General features: G+C 66.8%; 5 protein-coding genes. 1 reads left to right on the top strand and 4 read right to left on the bottom strand.

Going from position 1 to position 25,076, the window contains the following annotated elements:
* Window positions 1–48: 48 nt before the first annotated feature.
* Both AC3WK8_RS18880 and AC3WK8_RS18875 read right to left on the bottom strand, forming a co-directional pair.
* Window positions 49–13,929, bottom strand: coding sequence for a GNAT family N-acetyltransferase (locus tag AC3WK8_RS18880; RefSeq protein WP_103325479.1), 13,881 nt, complete (start codon window positions 13,927–13,929; stop codon window positions 49–51).
* Between the two features lie 163 nt (window positions 13,930–14,092).
* Window positions 14,093–14,413, bottom strand: coding sequence for a hypothetical protein (locus AC3WK8_RS18875; protein WP_053129839.1), 321 nt, complete (start codon window positions 14,411–14,413; stop codon window positions 14,093–14,095).
* Window positions 14,414–14,960: 547 nt separating this feature from the next.
* Between AC3WK8_RS18875 and AC3WK8_RS18870 the strand changes: the two genes are divergently transcribed.
* Window positions 14,961–15,893, top strand: coding sequence for an NAD-dependent epimerase/dehydratase family protein (locus tag AC3WK8_RS18870; protein ID WP_103325480.1), 933 nt, complete (start codon window positions 14,961–14,963; stop codon window positions 15,891–15,893).
* A 109-nt stretch (window positions 15,894–16,002) separates the two neighbouring features.
* Here AC3WK8_RS18870 and AC3WK8_RS18865 read toward each other — a convergent pair whose 3' ends face one another.
* Window positions 16,003–22,974: a GNAT family N-acetyltransferase gene (locus AC3WK8_RS18865; protein ID WP_103325481.1), complete on the bottom strand. Its 6,972-nt coding sequence runs from the start codon at window positions 22,972–22,974 to the stop codon at window positions 16,003–16,005.
* A 26-nt stretch (window positions 22,975–23,000) separates the two neighbouring features.
* On the bottom strand, window positions 23,001–24,998 hold the full coding sequence (gene fabD, locus AC3WK8_RS18860; protein ID WP_103325482.1) for an ACP S-malonyltransferase: 1,998 nt from the start codon (window positions 24,996–24,998) through the stop codon (window positions 23,001–23,003).
* Window positions 24,999–25,076 lie beyond the last annotated feature (78 nt).

The following is a 25,076-nucleotide window of genomic DNA, read 5'->3' as shown; positions in this document are numbered from 1 at the left end:
ACTGCGGGCTATCGCCATATCCATGGCGGGTGCGGGATGAAAATGCAGTCAAGCACAGGAATCCGCACACGGATTTTTCCTCCCGCTCTCTGGTGCTGGATGAACATGCATGGCGATAGCCTGCTCCAAGTGATCGGGCGCATTTAGCGGCGCGGGTTCTTCTACGATACCCGGCGCATTCGACTCGAGCTGAGCGGCCACCAAGGTGACGATGCCGGCCAGGGTTGGATGCTTGTAGACCGCGGTCGCACCGATGGCCAGCCCGTAGCGCCTGTTGATCTCGCGACTCCACTCCACGGCGATGATCGAATCCATGCCCATCGAGGCGAAGGGCTTGTCCGCCTGGATTCGTTCCACGTCGATGCCCAGCGCCCGGGCAAGGCTCTCGGACAGCTCACGCTCCAGCGAGTAGCGGTCAAACCCGGGTACCTGCTGGTTCTGCTGTACCGGCGGGACGGCAACCGATACCGGCTCGGTAACGGCTTGTAGCGTTGCGGACCGCAGCTCGACGGCGACGACTGCCGAGTCTTCCGGTTCGGCAATCACCCGCAGTGGCCGCAGCTGCGGGGTGGAAACATGTTGCGCCGACGGTGCGACCTCGGGTGCGATGCTGTCCAGGGCTTCCAGGTCTTGCTCCAGGGAGCGCAACTTGAGACGGCCGGGTCTGGCATCGGTTGCCGCGGCTGGCTGGCTGGCGCTGACCTGCACCAGCGTGGCGGGCGGTGCCGGGGGGACGGCCCGGACTGACGCCAGTTGCGCCTGAGCAGCGGCCTGCCGGGCCTCTTGCTCCTTGCCAGACGGCCAATAGCGCTCTTTCTCGAAGGGATAGGTCGGCAACGCGACCCGGCCCGGCCGCTGTCCCTGGAACAATCGCGCCCAGTCCAGCTCGATCCCCCCTACATACAGTTGCGCCAGTGACAGCAGCGCACCGCGGAGCACCTCGGGATTGGCCGGCGCGCGGCACTCTTGCAAGCACCGGTCGGCCACGGCCTGGGCCTTGGTGGAGGCTTCCCGGGTACCGTCGACGATCCCGCTGTAGCCGTCGACCAGTTTGCCAACATCCAACCAATGCGCCAGCTGCGTGCGCAGTGCATACACGTCGCTGGTGACCCAGGCCAGGCGCTGTTCGAGGTGGCGCCGGCCCAACAACAAGGTGTGGCTCATGGCACCTGGCTCGACGGGCTCATACTGCAGGTGGGCGAGCAAGTTCTTCGCCTGCTGCCGTAGTTGCGCAATGGTCCTGGCCGACAACACCACCAGATGCAGCGGGCTGGCCGATGGCCGCACCGGCCGCTCGGGCGCTTCGGCGATCACCGCGTGGGCGTTGGTACCGCTGAAACCGAATGAACTGACGGCCGCCAGCCGCTCCCCGGCCACCGGCCGGTGCCACTGTTCGGTGCGGGTGGGGACATGGAACGGACCGTGGGAAAAATCGATGTGCGGATTGGCACTGACGAAATGCGCCGACGCCGGGATTTGCCGGTGCCGCAACGCCAGCAGGACCTTGAGTACTCCGGCGATGCCGGCCGCTGTGGCCGTGTGCCCCACCGTGCTCTTGATCGAGCCAAGGGCACAAGGTGCGCCACTATGACCGACTTGGGCGAAGGCATCGGCCAGGGCCCTGGCCTCTATCGGGTCACCCAGAACCGTCGCGGTACCGTGGGCCTCCACCAGGCCGATGTGCTCGACCTCGATACCGTGGCGCCGGTAGACCTCCAGTTCCAGCCGGGTCTGGGCAGTGGCATTGGGCGCCGTGATGCCGTTGCTCGCGCCATCCTGGTTGACTCCCGTGCCGCGGATCACGCCATGGATCACATCGCCATCGGCCAGGGCCTGGGACAGGCGCTTGAGCACGACTGCACCGACGCCCTCCCCCGGGACGAAACCATCGGCCTTGGCATCGAAGGCATAGGCACAACCGCTGGGCGAGAGCATGCCGGCGTGCTGGGCCTGGAGATGGAACAACTCGGTGCTCTGCACGAACACGCCACCGGCCAAGGCCAAGTCGGCATCCCCGGTGCGCAGCCCCTGGCAGGCCTGGTGCAGCGCCACCAGCGAGCTGGAGCAGGCGGTATCGATCGCCACAGCCGGGCCCTGCAGGTTGAGGTGATAGGCGATGCGCGCCGGAATCACCGAACCGGCATTGCCCCAGAACGCCTGCGCCGGCGCGTCGCTCTCCAGCAGCCGCTGGTAATCGCCCGCCGCGCAGCCCACATAGACCCCGCAGCGCAAGCCTTCGCCGCTAGCACCCGCATACCCGGCGTCTTCCAAGGCGCGCCAGGCCTCTTCGAGGAACAGGCGCTGCTGCGGGTCCATGACCTTGGCCTCGCGCCCGGAGATATTGAAGAACAGCGGATCGAAGCAATCGATATCGTGCAGGAAACCGCCACGCCGGCAATAAGGCGCATAGGCGGGAAAATGTCGCGACAAGTCCCAGCGCGTCACGTCCTCCAGCAGGTCCTGGCCCTGGACGAGGACCTGCCAGAGGTCGTCCAGGCTGTCGGCGCCGGCGAACCGGCCGCTCATGCCGATTACCGCGATCGGCTCCGGGCGGCCCGGGTCACTGGCAAGCTGCGGTGCAGGCTCCGGCACGACTGTCATTTGCGGTACCCGGACCACCACCTTGCCGATGTTGCGCCGGTCAGCCAGCCAGCGGTAGGCGTCCTGCACCTCGCTGAAATCGAAGACCCGGCTCAAGGTAGGCCGGATTACCCCGGCCTCCAGCAGCCTGGTCATTTCATCGGCCAACTCTTGCAGCAGCACCGGGTTGTCCCGGGTTTGCTTGCGCAGGTCGATACTGATGAACGACTGGTTGTCGTTGAGCCGCGACAGGTCGATGCTGCGGGCCGATTTCAATGCGGTCATCGCCAGTTCGACATAACGCCCGCCAGGGGCCAGGCAATTGAAGCCTTTCTGCAGTGCATCGTCGGCCAGGGTATTGATCACCACGTCCACGCCCTGGCCGTGGGTCAGCCGCGATATCGCTTGCGCGAAGTCCTCCTCGCGATAATTGATCCGGTGGGCGACTCCCAGCCCGGCCAGGTAGTCGAGTTTTTCCTGGGAGCCGGCGGTGGCGTAGACCTGCGCCCCCGCATGCTGCGCCAGTTGTACGGCGAGCAACCCGGTGCCGCCGGTGGCGGTCTGGATCAGTACCCGCTCGCCGGGCTTGACCTGGGCCCGGGCAAAGCTGGCGATCATGGTCAAGGCCACCACCGGCAGCGCGCAGGCTTCCTCGAACGACAGCCCCTGCGGCAAGGCGAACACCCGGTCCTGGGAGCAGGTCATGACGCTGGCGTGGGCCCCCAAGGCTTCGCCAGCCAAGGCGAACACCGCATCGCCGAGCGCAATCCGCGACACCTCTCCCCCCACCTCCAGCACCACGCCGCTGGCCTCGAAACCCGGGGTGAAGGGATATGGCGGCTGGGTGGGATACAGGCCGCTGACGCACAACAGGTCGCCGAAGTTCAGGGCGAAGGCGCGTACCGCGATCCGCACTTCGTCCGGCCCCAACGGCAGCAAGGGCGCTTCGATAGGTTGCAGCTCATCGATCCGCCCCGGGCCCTCGATTCGCAATTGCCGGCACACCTGTGGCACTTGCTCCACCACCTCGGCTAATGGCAGTACCTCGGCCCGCGCAGGCTCGGCGCTGGCCAGTGCGCGCCGGCGGCTGGGCTCGGTTACGGCCACTGCCGGCACCGGCCGCCTGGCGGCAGGCGCCTCGGCACGGCTGGTTTGTTGTTCCAGGGACGGGTACGTGCGCTGGATATGCTCGGCCAGCGCCCTGAGCGACGGAAAATCGAACAGTGCCGTGACCGGCAGGCGCAGGCCGAGCTTCTGGTTGAGCGCGTTGATCAAGGTGATGCCGGTGATCGAGTCCACACCGTAGTTGGCAAAGGCCTGGTCCTCCTGCACCCGGGCGCGGTCGAGTTTCAGCACTTCCAACAGCGCCTCGTGGATCGCCTGGCGCACCGGCATCCCGCGCTCTTGCGCCAAGTCCGTTGGCTGCGAGCTCGGCGCCGGGCTTGCTGGGCAAGTTTCCCGGGCAGCACTGTCGCCGCTCTCATGCCCTGCTTGCCGCGCTGCCTCGCCCTGGAACTCGATCACCCCATCGCTGATGCCGGTGACGATTTGCTGGCCCAGGCCATGGGCCGCTGCCGCCGGCTGGTTCAGCGAGCCATAACCCTCGAGCTCCAGCACCTGCCGCCAGGTCGATGGCGCCAATGCCGGGGTTCCGGGAACCCGCAGCGCAACGTCGGTCGCCATTCGCCAACCATCGAGCAAGCCGAAGGTCAGGTGGGTGAACAGGCTGGCCTGGGTCAGTTCGTTGAGCAACAGCAGGCCATTGCCCCGCAGCAGGCTCTTGACGTGCCGCAGGGTGCGGCGGATGTCTTGCGTCGCATGCAGGACATTGGCCGCTACCACCACGTCGTAGTGCCCGGGTTCGAAACCCTGGCTGCGTGGATCGCGTTCTATGTCCAGGTTGCCGGTACGCAGGTACGACGCCTGCTCCCCGTACTGCTCGCGCCCATGGGCCAGGAATGCCTCTGACACATCGGTGTAGCAGTACTCGTCGATCGCCTGCGCATAGGGCGCCAAGTGCTGGAACAGCCGCTCGCTGGTGCCGCCGGTTCCCGCGCCGATCTCGATGATCCGCAACCGTGTTTGGGGATCAGCGGCCAGGCGCTGTGTCACATAGGCCAGCAGCTGTTCCGCCAGCACGGCGTTGAAGTAGTCGGCCAGTGGATGGCCGCGATAGATACCCTGCACCCGCTCCACGCTGCCGCCCGGGAACAGCACTGCGGTGGCCGCGCACTCTGCGCGCAGTATCCCGGGCAACGCCGGCAGCACGTCATCGAGCAGGCGGATCTGGTTGTGCACCACGGCCTGCTCGGGGCCTTGCAGCAGGCGCTCGCGGTCGGCCTCCCATTGTCGCCAGGCGCCAGGCCAGTCCGTCGCCGCCTGCGCCTGGCCACTGGCGTCCAGCAGGCGCAGGGCATCCTCGCGCCAACCGACGTAGGCCGAAGCCAGGCCTGCAGGGCCATGCTCCCAGCCCTGATGGGCCAGCAGATTACGTAGCAGCTGCGCCAGGGCGCGCTCCAGTTCGGCCAGCACCGGAGCCGCCCGCTGCGGCAGGCCAAGCGAGGCGTCGCCATTCAAGATCACCGGGGCCACCGACGCGTTGATCTGCAACTGGCGATCATCCGCCACTGCCCATTGGCTCGCGGCTTGCGCATGCCGGGCCTTGAAGAACGCCAGCTGTGGCAGTGGGCTGGCCAGCAGGCGCTCCAGCAGCGCCATGGCCTGTGGTGCTTCGATCGAGCCGATCCCGGCCGCCTCCATGCGCTGCCGATAGCTGGCCTTGGCCACTATGCCGACACTGCCCCAATAGCCCCAGTTTATGATCTTCACCGGGTATGGCCGCTCCCGCAGGCCCAGGGCAAAAGCATCGGCGTAGCAGCAACCGGCGGCGTAGTTGGCCTGGCCCGGGGCGCGGATGAAGCTTTGCATCGATGAGAAAAACAGCATGAAATCCAGGTCTTGCCGGCCGAACACCGCATCGAGGTTCTCGCTGGTGGCCGCCTTGGCCCGTAGCGCGGCATCGAATACCCCGGGGGCCATCTGCGCCACGCCGCGATCCTCCAGCACGATGGCGGCGTGCACCACGCCATGCACCGCGCCGTAACGGCGGCGAACGGTTTGCTCGGCGGCTTCCAGCGCCGCTCGGTCGTTGGCGTCCGCCCGCAGGTAGAGCGGCGTGGGGCCGAGGCTGCCCAGGCGCGCCCGTTGCGCCTCGATCGCCGCATCGGCCTCACGGCGGCCCAGCCATATCACCTGGGCCTGGTAGCGACGGATCAGGTATTCACTGAAGACCGTGCCCAGGCCGCCGGCACCACCGAGGATCAGGTAGACCCCCCGTTCGCGCAGCGCACTGTCGCCGACGTCCGGCAGTACGCAGGGCACCAGGCGCTGGCGATACCATTGGCCGTCGCGCAGGGCCAGGGTTTCCCCCGGCAGTTCTGGCACATCCGGGCCAGCCTGCGCCGAAGGCCAGGGGGCCTGGCCGGCGAGGTCGAGCACGCGCACCTGCCAATGGCTATATTCCTTGGCCACCGAACCCATCAGCCCGTGGACACTGGCCTGTTCTGGATCGCCGGTTTCTGCGGCCAGAACCGGCAGCGCCTGGCGGGTGACCACCGTCAACGCCAGGGGCCGGCTACCGTAGTCCAGGGCCAAAAGCGCCTGGACCAGCTGCAGGCCGATTCGTGCGACCCCGGGCTGGCCCTGCGGCACATGCCAGAGCAGATGGTCGAACCCGGTCCTGGCACCCAACCAGCTGGCACAGGCTGCCGCCCCATCGGGCGTGCCCCATTGGCGAGCGATCGCCTCCGGAACTTCCAACAGGTGCTGGTGCTGGTCCTGGGTATCGGCGATGGTCCTCACGGCCTCTAGCGTTTGCCAACGCGGGGCCAGGGTCAGCTCTCCCGCAAGCTCTGGTTGCGCGGGCGTGCGACAGCAAAAGCCGCTCAAGCGCACCGCCACCTGGCCATCGGCGTGCGCCAGGTCGACATCGAAGCTCTGCCCTGCGCCCTGTTCCCCGCTGGTGCGCCGCACCACCGCCCATGCTGGGTCCGGTAGCGGGCCCCACTGTTCGACCCGGGTCAGGGCGAATGGCAGTTGCAGCGCCGGTTTGGCCAGCCAGCCAGTGACAGCCTGCAATGCACCATCCAGCAGGGATGGCGGCAAGGTATAGCCCGGTGCCGCGCTGGCCACAGCCAGGCTCGCCAGCGCTGCCAGCGGGCCGCTGCGCAGTTCCTTGAGGGCGCGAAACCCCGCGCCGTACTCCAGGCCCTGCTCGGTGAAGCGCGCATAACAGCTGGCTACGTCCACCTGCGACTGGCATGACGCACCTACGGCGGCCAGGTCGACCTGCGGCGCTGGTTGCCCGCTCGCGGGGCGCACCCAGCCCTGGCTATAAAGCAGTTTTTGCGTGCCGGTACCGCTATGGATCTCATAACGGACCCCGCGCCCCGGCTCTTCCACCAGGCCGATATGCACCAGCAGCGGCTGGCTGACCACCAGCGGGCGCAACCAGGCCACCTCCTCCAGCAGCATCGGCTGCCCCACTGGCAGTTCGCTGGCCAGGGCCGCCGCTGCGCGGGCCCACTCCAGTTGCACCACCCCCGGCACCACCGGTTGCCCGGCCACCCGGTGTTCGCGAACGAACCATTCGTTGCCCGAGAGTCGGGTGCTGTAGCGCTGTTCGTGCAGGGTCGAACTATTGCAGTGGAGCAATGGGTGCAGGACCGCCCGCTCATCTGGCGTTGAACCAGTCGCCGCCTGGGGCGTTACCCAATAGCGCTCCCGGGCGAAGGGATAGGTCGGCAGCGACAGACGGCGCGGACGATCGGCGCCATACAAGCACGACCAGTCGATCACCACCCCTCTGACCCAGAGTTCGGCCAGCTTCTGCAGGCGCCGTTTCTCCAACAGGCTGACCAGCAGCTGCTGGAACTCCTCTTCGCCGGCCAACACCGAAGCGGCATCCTTGGCCGTCGCCACCTCGCCGCTCAGCAGGCATGCCGATGGCGTGCCGCTGATGAAGTCGCGCAGCGCCTGGCGTACCTGCTCCAGCGAAGTAGCGACGAAGGCCAACCGCTGCTCCAGGGCCGCGCGGCCGGTTTGCAGGCTGTAGGCCAGGGCCGCCAGGTCGAGTCGCGGTTGCTGCTCGATGAACCGCAACAGCGCCTTGGCGTATTCCTGCAAGCGGTCAGCGCGTTGCGCGGACAGCACCAGCAGCGCCGGGGCACCCGCCTCGGCGGCCGCCGGTGCGACAGCCGGCTGGTAGGCATCGATCACTACGTGGGCATTGGTGCCGCTGATGCCGAAGGCGCTGACTGCCGCGCGCAGCGGTTGGCCAGCGGCGACTTGCCAGCTCTGGTGATGGGTATTGACGAAGAACGGCGAGCGGGCGAAATCGAAATGCTCGTTCGGCGTGGCGAAGTGCAGGGTCGGCGCCAGTTCACGGTGGCGCATCTGCAGCAGTACCTTGTGCACCCCCGCGACCCCGGCTGCTGCCGTGGTATGGCCGATGTTGCTCTTGACCGAACCCAGGCCGCAGAAATTGCTCTGCTCGGTCCGTTCCCGGAACACCGTATCCAGGGCTGTCAGCTCGATCGGGTCGCCCAGCTTGGTTCCCGTACCGTGCAACTCGACATAGGAGATGCTCCGCGGATCGATACCGTGGCGGGCGTACACCTCGCGCTCCAGGGCGATCTGGCTGCTGGCGCTGGGCGCAGTGATGCCGTTGGTCTTGCCATCCTGGTTGATGCCCGACGCGACGATCACACCGTGGATACGATCGCCATCGCGCTCGGCATCGGCCAGGCGCTTGAGTACCAGGGCGCCGACGCCCTCGCCGGGCACGATGCCATCGGCGGCGTTGTCCAGGGTCCGGCATTTGCCCGTGGGCGAGAGCATGCCGGCCTTGCACATGCTCATGTATATCTCGGGCGACAGGTACAGGGTGGCGCCGCCCACCAGGGCGACATCCACTTCGCCGCCGCGCAGCGCCTGGCAGGCCAGGTGCGTGGCCACCAGGGACGACGAGCAAGCAGTGTCCACCAGCAGTGCCGGCCCCTTGAGATTGAGGAAGTAGGCCAGGCGCGCGGCGGCTATCGCCTCGCTCCTGCCGGTGATTTCCGCCGCGCCGCGCTGCTGTTGGGCCAGCCAGCCGTATTCACTGGGGCCCATGATGCCCAGGTACACCCCGCAACGGGCATCGCTCAATTTCTGCGGCGGATACCCCGCGTCCTCGAAGGCCTTGTAGCCCTCCTCCAGGAACAGGCGTTGCTGAGGGTCGATCCATTCCGCCTCCGCCGGCGAGATGTTGAAGAACAACGGATCGAAACAGTCGATGTCATCCAGCCGGCCCAGCCACTTGCTGTAGGTCTTGCCCGGCTTGCCGGCCTCGGGATCGTAGTAGTCGTCGACGCTCCAGCGCGCTGGCGGGATCTCCTCGACGCAGTCGCGACCGGCCACCAGGTTGTCCCAGTAGGCATCCAGCGTCGGTGCCTGCGGATAGCGCCCGGACATGCCGATGATGGCGATACCTTCGCTGGCCGTTGCGGTCCCGGCCGCACTAGGTGCAGGCGCGGCTGGTATTGGCGCTGTCTCTGGTGGTGCAGGCGGTTGTGGGCTGGCCGCAGCCCTGGCGACAGTCGGCTGCGGGGCAAGCGAGGTCGGTGGCGCTTGAACCTGGATCGGTGCCTTGGGCTGCAAGGTCTGCTCGACCAGGGCGGCCATGCGCCTGACGCTGGAATGCTGATAAACCACAGGTGCGTTCAGCGCCAGGCCATAGCGCCGGTTGAGATCACGGACCCATTCGACACCGATCACCGAATCCAGGCCCAGGTCGACGAACAAATGATCCAGGCCGATCTCGCCAGGATCGAGGAACAGCGCGGCGGCGAGACTGGTGGTCAGCTCGCGCTCAAGTAGCGCGCGCCGCTCGGCTTGCACATGGGGGGCAACCTCCGGGGTACGGGGCGCCGCGACCGGTTGGGCGGTCATGGGCGAGTCTTGCGCGGTTACCGGCGCGGCCTGCTCCGCCGGCGTCGGGGGCTCGATGGCGGGTCCATCCTCCAGGGCGCGCAACTGCAACTTGCGCGGCTTGCCGTCATCGAGCCCGGGCAGGGACGAGTCCCCCGCAAAAGCGGTGGTTGGCGACTGTGGGGGTTGACGCTCCATGGTGATGCTCCCTGTTGTGCTTCCATGCAGTACCGAGCAGAGCTGGCGGGCGAACGGATAGGTCGGCAAGTCGATCCGGCGTGGCAACGGTGCTGTGTAGAGGGGCGTCCAATCCACGACGGCTCCCTGGACCCAGCGTTGCGCCAGGACTTGCAGCCGTTCCTGGGCCACGTTGGCCGGGGCATCGGCAGGCGGCGGGTGATCCTGGGAGGCTTCGCCCTGCCACAGCTCGCCAGCCTCGACCCCGGGCTGGCCCAGCCCTGCCAGTTTGCTGGCCAGCTCCGCCAATGAACGGGCCAGCAGCGCCAGGCGATGAGCCATGGCCTCACGCCCGACCTGCAGGGTGTAGGCGATATCGCGCAACTGCGCCGGGGCGAATCGGCCATCCGTCACCACCGCGCGCAAGCGTTCGGCGCTGGCCAGCAGGCTGTCGCGGGTCCGCGCCGAAAGCAGGATCAGCACTGGCTCAGCAATATCCGCTGCGGCAGATGGCGGTGGTTCACAGGCTTCCAGCAGCACATGGGCGTTGGTGCCGCTGAAACCGAAGCTGCTGACGCCGGCAATCCGCCGGCCGGCGAACCACGGGCGCGGCCGGTCGACCACCTGCACCGGCAGGTTGGCCCAGTCCACCTGCGGGTTGGGTGAGCGAAAATGCAGCTGCCCGGGAATCTGTCCCTTACGCATGGCGAGGATGACCTTGATCAGCCCCGCCACGCCGGCGGCGGCCTCAAGGTGCCCAAGCTGGGTCTTGACCGAACCGAGCAACAGCGGACGCTGCGCTTGTCGGCCAGCCCCCAATGCCTGGGCGGCGGCCTGCACCTCGATCGGATCGCCCAAGCGGGTACCGGTGCCGTGGGCTTCCAGGTACTGCACCTGATGCGGGGCCAGGCTGGCCTGGGCCAGCGCGGCTTCGATGACCACGCGCTGGGCCGCCTGGTTCGGCACGGTCAGCCCGGCACTGGCGCCATCGTGATTGATCGCACTGCCGCGGATGACCGCCCATATCGAGTCGCCGGCAGCCAGGGCGTCGGCATGACGCTTGAGCACCAGCAGTCCGCAGCCTTCGCCCCGGACATAGCCATCGGCGGCCTCATCGAAGGTGCTGCAACGGCCGCGCGGCGAGAGCATGCCGGCAGCGCGGAAGGCCTCGGACTCCGCCTGATCCAGCAGCAGGTTCACGCCACCGGCCAGGGCCATCTGGCACTTGCCGCCCAGCAGGCTTTCACAGGCCAGGTGGATCGCCACCAGCGATGAACTGCAAGCGGTGTCCACCGAGAGCGCCGGCCCATGCCAGTCGAAGAAGTACGCCAACCGCCCGGCGGCGACCGAGGCCGCGTTGCCAGTGGTGAAGGCCGGCCTGGACTCGTGCCCCTGCGCCGTTTGCCGCAAGAGCACGTCATAGCCATGTCCCATCAGGCCGACGAACACCCCGGTGCTGGAGCCACGCAAGCTGCCTGGCGCGATCGCCGCCTGCTCCAGTGCCTCCCAGGCGGTTTCCAGCAACAGCCGCTGCCGGGGATCGAGCAGCTGCGCCTCCCTGGGGGAAATGCGAAAGAAACGTGGGTCGAACTCCTGCGCCCCCTCGATGAAACCACCGCGCTCCGGCTCGTCGTCCAGGCCATCCCGCTGACCAACCGCATCGACGCCCTGTTGCAACAGGCTCCAGAAACGCTCCGGTGAGGAGGCGCCGCCAGGAAAGCGACAGCCCACGCCGACGATGGCGATGCCCCCGGGGCCGGGAGTGCAAGGCGCCGGCTCGGCTGCCGGTGGAGGCGCGTGCCTGGTTCGCTCGTGGGCCGGGGCGCCGTGGTTTTGCAGATAGGCGATGATCGCCGCCGGGGTCCCGTGCTGGAAAAAGAACGTGGCCGGCAGCGGGCTGGCCAGGCGCTCCGCCAGGCGATGGCGCAAATCGAGCATCTGCAACGACGTCAGGCCCATTTCCATCAATGGCACGTGCTCGCCATAGGCCTCGGCCCGGGCTTCGCCCAACACCCCCAGCAGCAATTGGCCTACCACCTGCGGCCACTGTCCGGACGGGACGGCCGGTGATGGCGCTGCCGTTGTCTTGAGTGGCGGGGCCATGGTCCGCACATCGGGGTATTCCACCAGGACCCCGGCGTCACGGTTGACCGCATCGCCGGGCCGATAGCCCTCCAGTACCTCGCGCACCTGCGCGCCATGGCTTTCGTGAAAACACAGCATGGGTTCGAGCAAGCGCCCGGAAACCTCGTCCCTGCGGCGGATGTAGTCCTTGAGCGACAAGGCGTCGGCTCGGCGGGCATCATAGTGATGACAGCGCGTCACCCCGACCACGCTGCGCACTGCGTCGAGGCTGGCCAGGTACACCAGCGTGAAATCGATCAGCTCATCGGCCAGCCCCTCGCCCTGGTGTTCCGGATGCACGCAAATACCCAGCAGCTGCGCGACGGGGCCGGCCGGATCATGCAAGGCCTCGACCTGGAAGCAATCGCTGTGGCGTAGCTGGTCGACCGCCGCCAAGCGCTGGGAATAGATCGCCGCCACTAGCTGCCCCTGGTACTCGAGCACCAGCTGGCCCTGGGGGTAGAGCGCCAACCGACGCTGCAACACCGCTTCGGTAGCGCCCAGTCCGCTGGGCCAGCAGGCCAGCTCCAGTTCCCGCAGCCGTGGCAAGTCCCTGGGTAGTGGGTGGCGGATGCGGTAACGCCGTGGCAACAGCCGATTCAGGCTGGCCTGGGTGAACGGCTCGCCACGGGGCAAGCCCTGGGCCACGGCCCGATCCGGAAACAAGCCGGCTTGCGCCGCGGCCATCAGGAACACCGGCGCCTCGAACAGCTGGTGCCCGGCAAAACCGTGGCTGGCGTCCAGATGCACCGCCCCGCTGCGCCGGGCATGCTGCCGGGCGCTGTCAGGGTGCAGGCAATGGGCGGCCAGCAGTATCAGGCCGTGGTGTGTGGTGAGTTCCTGCCAGCGGGCCAGGTGTTCGACCAGGCCCTGCAAGGCTGCCGCCGGCTCGATGCACGCTCCATGTCGATCCACATGAACGCTGCTTGGGCGCGCATGGCGCTGGTCGTCGATGCCCCGGGTCGAGCCTGGCGGCTGCCAGGCCCGCCGATGTTCCTGGAAGGCATGGATATAGAGGATGTTCTCCGGGTCGCGGATACCGTTGGCGCCCAGGCTGGCGAGCAATCCCTGGGGATCGCCGATGTCACCGGTCAATAGCAGGTGCGGCAGGCCTTCCAGGGTTTGTTGCCCCCGGGCCTGCTGGGTGCTGTTGGCCGTGACGCCGATCAGCCGCAGCGGGTAGCGCTCGAGCTGCTGGCCACGCCGACTGTGATTGGCGATAGCCAGGTACAGGCGACGCAGCAACGCCCCATCGGAGCAGCCCACCTCGACGAGATAACCTGGTTGTTGCTCGAGCGGCTGTTGGTCGAATCGAGCGACGACGGCAGCCTCGAACGCAGCGAGATACTCGGCCGGCCAAGAACCTGCATCTTCCTCCCTGGGTTTCTGGATCGAGCTGGCATCGCCGAACAGCAATGCCTGCAATCGGTCCGGCAGCGGTTGCCAGGCCAGGCTCGCGCGCAACTGCGCGGTGCCCTCCAGCAGTGCACGGCCGGCATCGTTCAGGCAAAAACCGTGGCCTTGCCAATATCCCCAGGTACGTTGCTCGAAGTATCGGCGCAGCGCCTCCAGCACCGCACTGGACAGTCCTGTGGCCGGCCCTCTGGTGCTAGCCCCCTGCTCTTGCAGGACCTGCGCGCCACCGGCCTGTTCCAGCGCTATCACTAACGGTGCCAGCAGTGCCCCGTCCAGGCAGGTCGCCATCGGCTCGGGAGCATTTTCCCAGCCACCAGCGGAACGCTCGAGCCAGGAGCGCAGTTCGTGGCCGGCGGGCTCGCCCAGCAACTGCGGCAGCGACAGGCGATTCAGTGCGCCGGCGCCGGCTGGGATGCGAATGCTCATCCCTGGCGTCAGCCTGTAGTGATCGTTGGCCAACTGCACCAGGCATCCCAGCTCCAGCAACAGACGCAAGGCCACCCGCAACTGGCCCTCGTTGGCGGCGCAGGCCCGGGCCAGGCTGCGGGCGCTGATGCCGTCGGGCGTGCTTTCCAGGGCGCGCAGCACGCCATGTTGGCCAAGGGCCTCGAGCACCGGCAGCGCTAGCCAACCATCGGCGAGGCGATTGAGTAGATCGGTCACGACATACCTCCAGCGGTATCCGCAGCAGCTAGTGGCCAGCGTCTTGGCGGCATGGGGTTCATGCAGGGATGTGGGGGTATTGGCCCCGGTACAGGCCAGGTCTTGAGGTGTGCTCAGGACCTGGAATGCTCGACGTGCGAACGCATGGCACTTCCCGGATGGATCATTCGCCGGTCCGGTCCACCAGGTGGCGGGCCTCGAAGACGGTCATGCCGAGCATGCGAAAGTACGCACGCCAGAACTCCACCGCTTCCTGCGCTGCACTCACGTCCTGCACGCATTCGATTTCGAAGACATCGCCGCTGGCCAGTTGTGTCCGGGCAGGCCAGCGGGCCAGCGCGGGGTCGCTGGAGCAACGGATGAAATCCAGGAGTCGGGGCTCGCATGCGCCGGGGTCGTCGACGGCGTAGTCGACGAACAAGCGGCTGTCGGGTTCATGGCAGACGCCAAAGATGTGATACGCACCGTCCCTTGTAGAGTTCATGTCTTGTCCTCCTGACAAGAATCGCCTTCCCCGCACGCAAAGCGGTCTCGGTTACAGCGTCGCTGGCCGGCGCCTGGCTCGAGCGGTGCGGCCTGTGTACGGGCTGGCACCAGAAGTAGAAAAAAGCCTAGTCAGCTCATTGGATCGCGCCATTTGCGAGTGGCGAAATCCGACGAATAAACATCCCCAAACCTGCGCCTGCGCTCGGCACCTGGGCTCGAATGGCCGGCTGGCCCCATATGATTGCGCCCCGGATTTCCGGGCCTTGGCTGGCCGCTGCGGCAGCGGGCAGCGAGTTGACAGCGCGCTGGATTTCACCGCTGGATAAACGCTTGACCTTAAAGATGACTTTAAAGTTAAGGTTTGCCGTGGCCGCAGAACCACCGCCTTTCGATTCACCAATCGACCTCGCCCAAGCCCCATGGCCGGCAGGCGCACGTGGATTCGCTAAGCTCAATGGGCCAGGTCTGCCGAACAGCAGATCGAGGTTGGCCCGCAGGCTCCACGCGGCGACTACGCAACGTCTGCAACGACTCAAGGACACAGCATGCAAACCATATTGGGAGCCAGTGGGCAGATCGCCATAGAGCTGGCGCGAGAACTGTCCAGCAGCCATACCGATGCGCTGCGGCTGGTCAGCCGCAACCCGGCCAAGGTCAATCCGTCCGACACCTTGCTACCGGCCGACCTGCTGGATGCCGACCAGGCCGCCAAGGCCATCGAGGGCAGCAGCATCGTGTATTTCACCGCCGGCCTGCCGCCGGACACTCGCCTGTGGGAGCAGCAATTCCCGCTGATGCTGAAAAACGCTCTCGAAGCGACGCGCGCGGCCAACGCCAAGTTCGTCTATTTCGACAACACCTACATGTACCCGCAAGACGATCGGCTGCTCACCGAAGACGCGCCCTTCCAGCCCGTCGGCCGCAAGGGCCAGGTCCGAGCCGCCATGGCCTCCATGGTGCTGCAGGAGATGGCCCGCGGCGACATTCCGGTGCTGATCGGCCGGGCGCCGGAATTCTATGGCCCAGGCAAGACCCAGAGCATCACCAACAGCCTGGTCCTGGATAACCTCAAGGCTGGCAAGACGCCGCGAGTGCCAGTGCGCGACGACACCAAGCGCACGCTGATCTGGACCCCCGACGCCAGTCGCGCCCTGGGGCTGCTCGGCAATACCGCGGATGCCTATGGGCAGACCTGGCACCTGCCCTGCGACGATCAACGCCTGACCTACAAGGAACTGGTCGGCCTGGCTGCACAGGTGCAGGGCAAGGCGCCCTCCTACAAGGTTCTGGGCAAGTGGACCCTGCTGGCCGCCGGCCTGGTTTCCAGCCAGGTCCGTGAGCTGCGCGAACTGCTGCCGCGCTACGAATACGACAACCTGTTCGATTCATCGAAATTCAAGCAGCGCTTCCCCGAGTTCCAGGTCACTACCTACCGCCAGGGGCTGGAGCAGGTGCTGGGCCGACACAGCGCCCGCTAGCCGTACCTGCCAGTGGGCGGCGGCTCCAGGTTCGCCAGCTCGGCCCAGCTCTTCACGCGAAGATTACGGTAGCCAAAGCAGCTCGCACCGCCAACAGCCTACCGGGAGCTCAACCTGGCTCGTACCAGGCCTGATCATCGCCAGCCAGGCGCTCCAGCAGGCGACAGTAGTCGGCGAACATCGCCGTCACCCGTGCAGGATCCAGGCGCCCGGGCGCCAGGTCCCAATGGATCAGCAAGCCTTGCGGCAACTCGCTGCTAAGGTTGTCCAGCGCCACCCCATGGGTGCGGCTGGCACTCTTCACCAGGGTCGCCCCTTCGGGGAGTCCGAGGGGACCTTGCGGATCCAGCCGGGTAAACACCACCGGGAACTCAAGCTTGCGCGCCGACTGGCGATTCGTCGCCATCTTGCGCAGGGCCTGCAAGCCACTGACGCAGGCATGCCGGCGATCCTCGGCGAAGATCCGCTCGCAACGCCGGGCCTCCTCAAGCAGCGTCGCCGGGCGATCGTGAAAGTCGATCCAGCTCAATGTGGTGAAGTCACCCACCAGGGCGTCCACCTGCGGGTGCGCCGCCGGTCTCTGCCAGCCCGGGGCCACCAGGGTGAATGGCGCTGGCCAACCGTGCCTGGCGATGCTTCGGGCATAGACGGCGATCAACAAGGCATCGGCCGAGATCCCTGCCCGGTGGATACGCGTGCGCAGGGCTGGCCAGCAGGCCAGGCAGTGCTCGTACTCCAGGTACGCGACACTGCCGGCGCCGCCATCGTCGAGCTGCGGCCCGCATGGCAGGTGGCGGAACTTCTCTTGCCAGTAGGCCAAGGCCGGTCCTGCCGCCGGCGTGCGCTTGTAGCCTTCGAGCGCCGCGACGTACCCGGCAAAATCGATGTTCAGCGGCGCCAGAGGCTGGCCGTGGTAGAGCTGGAGCAACTGGCGCAGCAGCAGGTTGCGGCTGGGCAGGTCGATAAGCAGCAAGTCCACCGCCAGGTGCACCCCCTGGCAACCACCGTCCAGGGGGCTCACCCGAAGCCAGGCATGGGGCCAGTCGCCCAGCGCGGTCACTTGTCCCAGCAGCCGTTCGGCGATGCGTCGAGCGTCGCCCCCCGGGCCGTGCGGCTCCAGCTCCAGTTGCGCCGAAGGGGCCGGCTCCATCACCTGCTGGGTGCCATTGGCCAGGACGCGCGTACGCAGCATCGGATGGTGGGCCATCAGTTGCTGCCAGGCACGGCCCAGTCGCGCAACGTCAAGGTCGTCGATCGCCACAGCGCAATACAGCTGCGCGTTGCCCTGGCCCGGATGCAAGGTGCGATTGAAGGCATAGGCCTGCTGCTGATCGGTCAAGGCGAAGGGGCGCCCGGACGCTGCGACTGGAAGCACTTGAAAAGGCGCGACGACAACCAGTTCGCTCACCGGCAATGCCTTCCACCCGGCATCGGTATCGGCCACGCGGGCCAGCAATTGGCAGTAATCCTCGAACAACTTCTCGAGCATTCCTTCGGGGTAGCAATCGATGGCCACATCCCAGCTGAACTCCAGCACCCCGGCACGCTCGCGCAGCTGGTGATCGAGGTTGATCTGCGGGGTCTGGGTCACGCAGTAGTGCTGGGCGTCGGCAAACCCCGGGGCTCCATTGATCGCCGGATTGTTGAGCATCGAAGTGAAGACCACCTCCGCTCCGCTGAATCGCGGCCCCTGGCCCTCGGTACGCCGAGCCTCGCGCAGCGCGGCAACGCTGCCCACACAGCCATGGTCGAGGTCCTCCAGCAACTGGCGCTGCGCTTGTTGCAGCCATTGCGCCAGGTCCTGTCCTTGCGCCGCAGCAAAGGAAAACAGCTGGGTCGAGATCAGTGGCCCCACCAGGCTATCGATATCCGGATGCAGGGGGAGCCGGCCGTAGCAGGTGCATATCAGGGAAAAGCCCTGTCCGGCATTGGCTTGCTGCAGGACCAGGCCGAACAGACCAAGCAGCAACGCGCTGCCGGAAACCTGCAGGGCCGCGCCCTGCTCCTTCAAGCGCCGCCAGCGTTCGCGGTCCAGGGTTCGGACCAGGCGACGGCGATGACGACCGGCAGGCCCCGGCGCCTTGGGCAGGTACAGACCCGCCGGCAGTTGGGCCAGCTTGTCAACCCAGTACCGCAGGTCCCGCTGGTAGCGCGGCGATGCCTTGAAGGCGTCCAGGGCCAATTGATAATCACGGAACCTCAGATCCTGCCCAGGCAGGACGGCCGCAGGCTCCCGGTAGACCTGCAGCCATTGCTGCAAGAGCACTTCGAGCGAGGTGGCATCGACGATCAACTCGTCGATGCTCAGGTGGACCCGGCTGGTCCCCTGGTCCAGCAGCGATACCGCGATAGTGAACAAGTGCTCCTGACCCACCTGGTAGAGCTGGTGCGACATCGATGCGCGCAAGGCGATCAGCGAGCGTTCGCGCTCGGCGCTATCACTGCGGCGCAAGTCGCGGACCTTGAAGCGATATGGCAGTGCCGGACCGGCCTGCTGGCGGCCATCGTCCAGCATTTTCAAACGCAGCGCGTCATGCTGCGCCAGGAGTCGGTTCCACGCCTGCTCCAGGCGGTAGACGTCCAGTTCCGGCCAGTCGAACTCCAGGAAGATATGGCAACCGACCCGCTCGGTCTCGGCCAGGAGCATGCGCCCCGACAAGAACGATTGCTGGATATCGTTGAGGGCAAACGGCTGGCAGGCGGCTTCGGGCTCGGCTTGCAACACTGGCAGCAGTCCTTGCTCGCCATCGTGGTCCAGCGTCGCCAGGTAAGCCTCGACCTCGCCAAGGCTCAGGTACGGGCTGAGCTGGGCCAGGGGGACCGCTACCTGCAACCGCTGTTCGAGCCTGGCCTTGAGGCCCACCGCCCCCAGCGAGTCGAGCCCCAGGCTGGCCAGGCTGCGCGCCTCGCACCCGGCCAGCGCCTGCGGGTCGCAACCCAGCACCTGGGCGAGGATCTGGCGCAGGTCCCGGCCCGGCTGCGGACAAGGGGCCGCGGGGCGCGTGGTCGCCGCCAGGCGCGGCGGCAGCCAATGGCGCTGCCGGGCGAAGGCATAGCCGGGCAGACCGACGCGTCGCGGCGGCTGTGGGCGCTGCAGTTGCTGCCAAGGCATGCTGCGCCCTTGCAACCAGGCAGCGGCCAGGGCGCCGAGGTCCGCTGTCGCCAGGGCCTGGTCGAGCGAGCCGTGGTTGCCTGGCGGCACCTCCTCGACCCACACCGGAGAATCGCCCAGGCCCCGGGCCAGTGCGTCGAGCTGATGCCGCAAGACGCTGATGCTTTGCACCTGGCTGGCCCAGCGGCAAGCCATCGCGGTGCGCCCCACTTGCAAGGTATAGGCGATGTCGGCCAGGTCCAGCTCCGGCTGGCGCTCGATGGCCTCCCCAAGCAAGGCGGCCTGTTCCCTGAGGCGTTGCCCATCCTGCGCCGACAGCAGGATCAATTGCGGGCCATGAGCCAGGCCAGGGGGGCGCGGCTGGACGTCAGGCTCCTCCACCACCAAGTGGGCGTTGACTCCGCCGAAACCGTAGCTGTTGATGCTTGCCCGACGAGGCAGCTCCTGCCCACGAGCATCGCGCATGGCCGGCCATGGCCGGTTCTGTGCACTGAGCGACAACAGTTGCGGATCGAGGCTGATCGCCGGGTTGGGTTGGCCATAGCCAGGAATTCCCGGTAACCGCCGCTGGCGCAACGCATCGATCACCTTGAACAGTGCCGCCATGCCCGAAGCCAGCTCGCAGTGCCCGATCAACGGCTTCAAACTGCTCAGGTGCCAGGGCGCGACGACCGCTTGTCCGTCTCCCAGCTCTCGGTAGGCCGCCTGTAGCGCGTCGATCTCAATCGCATCGCCCAATGCCGAACCGGTGCCATGGGCTTCTACGTAGCCAAGGGTCTGGGGCGTGACCCCGGCGCGACGATAGGCAGCGACCATCGCCGCTTGCATGCCGTCATGATCCGGTGCGGTCAGGGACATCCCGTGGCCACCATGGCTCACGCCGCTGCCCTTGATCTTCAGGTGAATCCGATCACCGTCGCGCAGCGCGTCGGCCAGTGGCTTGAGCAGCAGCACGCCGACCCCCTCGGCGCGCACGTAACCATCGGCCCCAGCCTGGAACGAGCGGGTCTGCGCATGTTCGCTGAGCAGGCCCATTTGCCGGTAGCCCGCGGTTTCATCCGCGGACAACAACAGGTTCACCGCGCCCACCAGCGCCTGCCGGCATTCGCCGCTGCGCATTGCCTGCATGGCCCGGTGCACGGCTACCAGCGCCGACGAGCAAGCGGTATTGCAGTATTCGCTGGGGCCACGCAGGTCGAGGAACCAGGAAATCCGGTTGGCGTACATGCACGGCGCAGAAGACGTCAGCAGGTACGGGCTGCTACAGGGCACCTCGACGACTTCAGGGTATTGGCTCGGGGCGGCGGTTATGAACACCCCTGTCGGCTGCCGGGCAAAATCCGCGGCACTGATCGCCGCATCGTCCAGGGCCAGCCAGGCATGCTGCAGCAGCAGACGCTGCTGCGGATCCATCAGCGCGGCTTCCGCCGCCGAGAGCGAGAAGAACCCGGGGTCGAAATATTCGATACCGTCGATGTAGCCGGCCACAGGCCCGGCCATGCCGCGTTCGGGCGGTACTTCGCGAAGCTGGCTGGTGCCGTTGTGAATGGCGGCGTAAAAACCTTCCAATCCGCCACCGGGAAAGGAACCGCTGATGCCCACCACGGCAAAATCGTCCCCTGGGGTGGCGGACAGCGCTGGCGGTTGGGACGCCGGGGTGACATGGGCCGCCTGCGCTTCGGCCCCGGGCGATGCGGGGCCGCCCAGGCGCTCCTGCACGGCGTCGAGAATTTTCCCGAGGTTGTTGTAGCGAAAGAAAAAGCTCGGCTCCAGGACCAGGCCGAAGGCCCTGCCCAGCGCTTCGCCGAGTCCTGGCAGGTCCGCCGAATCCAGCCCCAGCTCCATCAGGCTGTGCTGCGCCGATACGGGTCGCTCCGGTGCCTGCCCCAGGCAACGGTTGAGCGCCTGGCGCACGGCGACTTCGGGCGTGATACCCGGTTGTTCGAGCCGTGGCGCCACAGGTTGCGGTTGCTGGCATTGGCGGCCAGCCAGGTGATAGTGCACCAGGACGCCATGGCCGGCGTTGTCGGCATCGGCGGGCCGGTAGCCAGCAACCAGTTTCTCGATCCGCGCACCGTGCTGTTCATGGAAGCGCAATATCGGATCCAGCAGCCCTCCTCGCTCGTCACGTGCCTGGATATAGTCGGCCAGGGCCAGGTGCCGGTGCCGGGGATAGTCCTTGCAACGGGTCACGCCGACCACCGTGTCCACGCCGTTTTGCAGCGTGCAGTATTGCAGCATGAGCTCCAGCAACTGGTCGCCATAGCCGCTGTACTGGTGCGCCGGCAAGATATTCAGGCTCTGGATCTGCACGATCCTGCCCTTGCCGTGGAACAGCTGGTCGACGGTGGCGAAATTGACCGTGGCCAAGTCCTCGATGCGCAAGAGGCGCTGGGAATAGATCACGCCCACCACTTGCCCGCCGAGTTCCAGGACCAATTGCCCCGCAGGATCCTGGCGCAAGCGGCGCCGCAGGATCGCTTCATCGACTCGCCCGCCTGCTGGCCAGCAAGCCTGTTCGAGCTCCAGCAAGGCGCCCATGTCCCCCGGGGCTGCATGGCGGACACGATACTCGCGGCGCTTGTAGCAACCGCTGGTGGCGCTGCAACCGAGGCCATCCTGGGGGAACTTGTGGAGCATGCCCGGCTCGGCGAACAGCCCGGCTCCGGCCAGCGCCATCAGGTAGTGCGCGGCCTCGACCGGATAGTGGCAGGCAAGGTTGCCGGCCCAGTGGTCGCCCGGGTACCAGTGGCTGTCACTGAGTACCAGCAACTGCTCGCCAGTCAGCATCGCCAGGCCTGCGGCCGAACGCTCGAGGCTGGCCAGCACCGCGGCGCCATCCACCGCCTGCCCGGCGAGGTCCAGGTAATGACGCCGTGGTACCAGGGACGGCGGGCGCGGCGTCGAGGCTTGGGGTGGCAGCAGGTTCTGCTGGCCGATACCCAGCCACAGAATCCGTGCATCACCCGGTACGCCTGCCTCTTGTAGTTGTTGGCGCGCCGCCTGCGGTTCACCGGCCAGGGCGCGATCCAGCTCCAGCCATCGCAGCGGGTGGTGTTCCAGGGCCCGCCCCCGAGCGGTATGCCGGCCTACCCAGTGCTCCAGCTGGTCCAGGGTGCCCGCGGGGGAGCGACCCAGGCTGACGACCCACTGCGCCTGGGCAGACACTGGCTGGGCATCGAAAAGCTGGCCCAACAGCAGCTCCAGCGTCGGTCTATCTCCCGGCCAGGCGTATTGCTCGCCTGCCTGCTGGAGCCATTGCAGCGCCTGTGCCCAGCGCTCCTCCTGGCCGAACAGGAGCTCTTCGACCATGGCGGGCAAGCTGGCGAAATAGGCCAGGAACGGTTGGCTCAATAGCTCGGCCAGCAGTGTTCGGCGCTCGGGGGCGAGCACCAGATGGCGTTCCTCCCGGCGAATCCAGCGCTGGCCCCGCAGGAAATCACTCAACCGGCGGCGGGCGTCGGGATCCATCGGCCCAGCCGCCAGGCGTCCAGGATCGACCCGGCCGCTGTCGACATCGATTCCTGCGTTGCGTTGCAACCGCTGTAGCAGCCCCAGCGCCAGCAACTGGTCCAGGCCCTGGCGGAGTACCGGGCAATGCAGGTTCCAGTCCAGCGCCGCCAGTTCCAGCCAGGGGCCTGCCGGCGATAGCTCTGCGGCTTGCGGTAGCTCTGGCGCCAGCCAGGAGAACAGCTGGCTGGCCTGGCTGGGCAGCAAGGCGATGGCCGATGCCGGGCCCTTGAAAAAATACTGATCATCGCTCGCCTGGCTCAACCAGCCACAACCTTCGAGGGCATCGAAGATCACCCGCAACGGACCGGCATTGACCGAGGCCGCATCGGTGAATTCGGCAAAGCCGAACGTCTGGTTGATGCCCCTGGCGGAAATCAGCTGGCGGCTTTCCAGGGCCAGCACACTGGCGATGAACAACAGCTGGTCGGTCAGCGCGGCATTGGTCGTCGGTTCCATGACAAGGCGTCCTGGGCTAGGTGCGATCACGATAAGGCGGTGTTGCGCGCGGCCTTGACCAGCTTGGTCAGAACCTCACCCGGTCCCAGCTCCTCGAACTCCAGCTCCCCCTGGCGCATCAGGTATTGCATGCTCTCGAGCCAGCGCACCGAGCCGCAGATCTGCCGGGACAGGTTGTCCACCACTTCCCCATCGCGATAAGGCGCGGCGTTGACGTTGGCGATGACCGGGGCCTGCAGCGGCCGGTAATCGAAGGTCGCCAGGTATTGACTGAAGGCGCGCATGGCACTGTCCATGTAGCGGGAATGGAAAGGCGCGCTGACCGGCAGTTCGACGAAGGTGATGCCCTGCGCCTGGAAGATCTCCCTGGCTTCGCTGAGCGCCACCACAGGACCGGCCAGCACCACTTGGGACGGTGAGTTGTAGTTGGCAATGTCCAGGGCCCCGAGGGCATGACGGTTCAACAACGCCTGGACCTCATCAGGGCTCGGGCCGATGACCGCCGCCATGCCGCCTCCGGTGGCGAGCGCCATCAGCTCGCCACGTTTTTTCACCAGTTTCAGGCCGGTCTCGAAGGAGAATGCCCCGGCGGCGAACAAGGCGCAGTATTCACCCAGGCTGTGTCCGGCCAGGAAGTCGGGCTTGCGCGGATCGGCCTGCTGCCTGGCCAGGAATGCCAGGGCGCTGACGGTATAGAGCGCCGGCTGGGTGAACCGGGTGTTGGACAGCTGGCGCTCGGGATCTTCCAGGCACAGGGTCTTGAGCGAATAACCGAGGATCTGGTCCGCTTGCGCCAGGTGGTCGGGGAACTGCTCGAACAGCTCCGCCCCCATGCCCAGGCGTTGCGAACCCTGCCCGGGAAACAGGTACACCCGCTTGGGGCCGGATGGCAATGGCGTCGACGGTCGCTGGACCAGCCGTGGTGGCGGGGACAGGACTGGCGCCTGCCGCGGGATGTCGAGCGGTGCCTGCACCGATGGTGCCGCCGCCATGTCCGGCTGGATGGCGGTCGGCAACGGCTGCAAGGCGCGGCCCAGGGTCAGGGCCTCGTCGAACTTCTCCAGGTCACGGCCGAACGGGCTCAACACCGCGATCGTCTGCGGCAAGGAGCGCTCGCGCAGGTTCTGCTTGACCAGGTTGGCCAGGGTGCCGCTGGGCCCGAGGTCGAGGTAGATCATCGACTCGCCGCGCTCGGCGGCTTGCTGCTCGAGCTGTGCCAGGGTCTGGGAAAAGCGGATCGGCTGGCGAATGCTCTGCCAGTAGTGGTCGCCGTCCAGCCGCTCCAGGACCTGGCCGCCGTGGCAGGAAACCACCGGGGTCTGTGCCGGTTGCCAGGCCACCTGGCGAAACAGGGCGTCGACCTCGGGCTTGAGAAAGTCGATATGCCGCGAGTGAAAGGCCTGGTTCACCGGCAAGCGTTGGTAGACCACGTCCCGGGCATTGAGCTGGCGCTCGGCCTCGGCGATCGCACTGGCCGAGCCCGCCACCACCATGACCGAGGGGGCGTTGTAGGCGGCGATATCGCAGTGCTCGTGCAACGCCGGCAGTTCCTGGAACAGCGACGGAGGAGCCAGGATCGCCAGCATCGCGCCAGTGCCCGTTGCGCCTTGCTGCTGGTGGAACAACTGCCCCTGGCGCACCACCAGGCGCACCGCCTCGGGCAGCGCGATGATCTCGGCCAGCGCGGCGCCGGCCAGTTCCCCGAGGCTGGCGCCCAGCAGCAGGTCAGGCTTGACGCCCTGCTCGGCCAGGGTCCGGCCCAACGCGTACTCGACCATGAAGATCGCCGGGTGGCTCAGGCGGATGTCATCGAACACCTGGGAGCGTGGATGGCTGTCGTGGTAGATCGTGGCGACCACCGACTGGCCCAGTTCGGCGCGCACCAGGCTATCGAGTTCGTTCATCCAGTGCTGGAACCGCAGGTTGTTCTGATAGAGCTCGCGACCCATCTGGTAGAACTGGCAGCCCTGGCCGGGAAACATGAACACCACGCAAGACTTCTGTCCCTGGAAAAGATAAGGCATGAATTTCATCCTGAAATGAATTGCGATAATGACGGCTCGCAGTATAGGAGCCGATCCGGAACGGCTCGGGGCCGTGAG

The sequence above is a fragment of the Pseudomonas sp. FW507-12TSA genome (assembly GCF_058781435.1).
The sequence above is the reverse complement of the archived record's forward strand: the minus strand, read 5'-3'. Positions and strand labels throughout refer to the sequence as shown.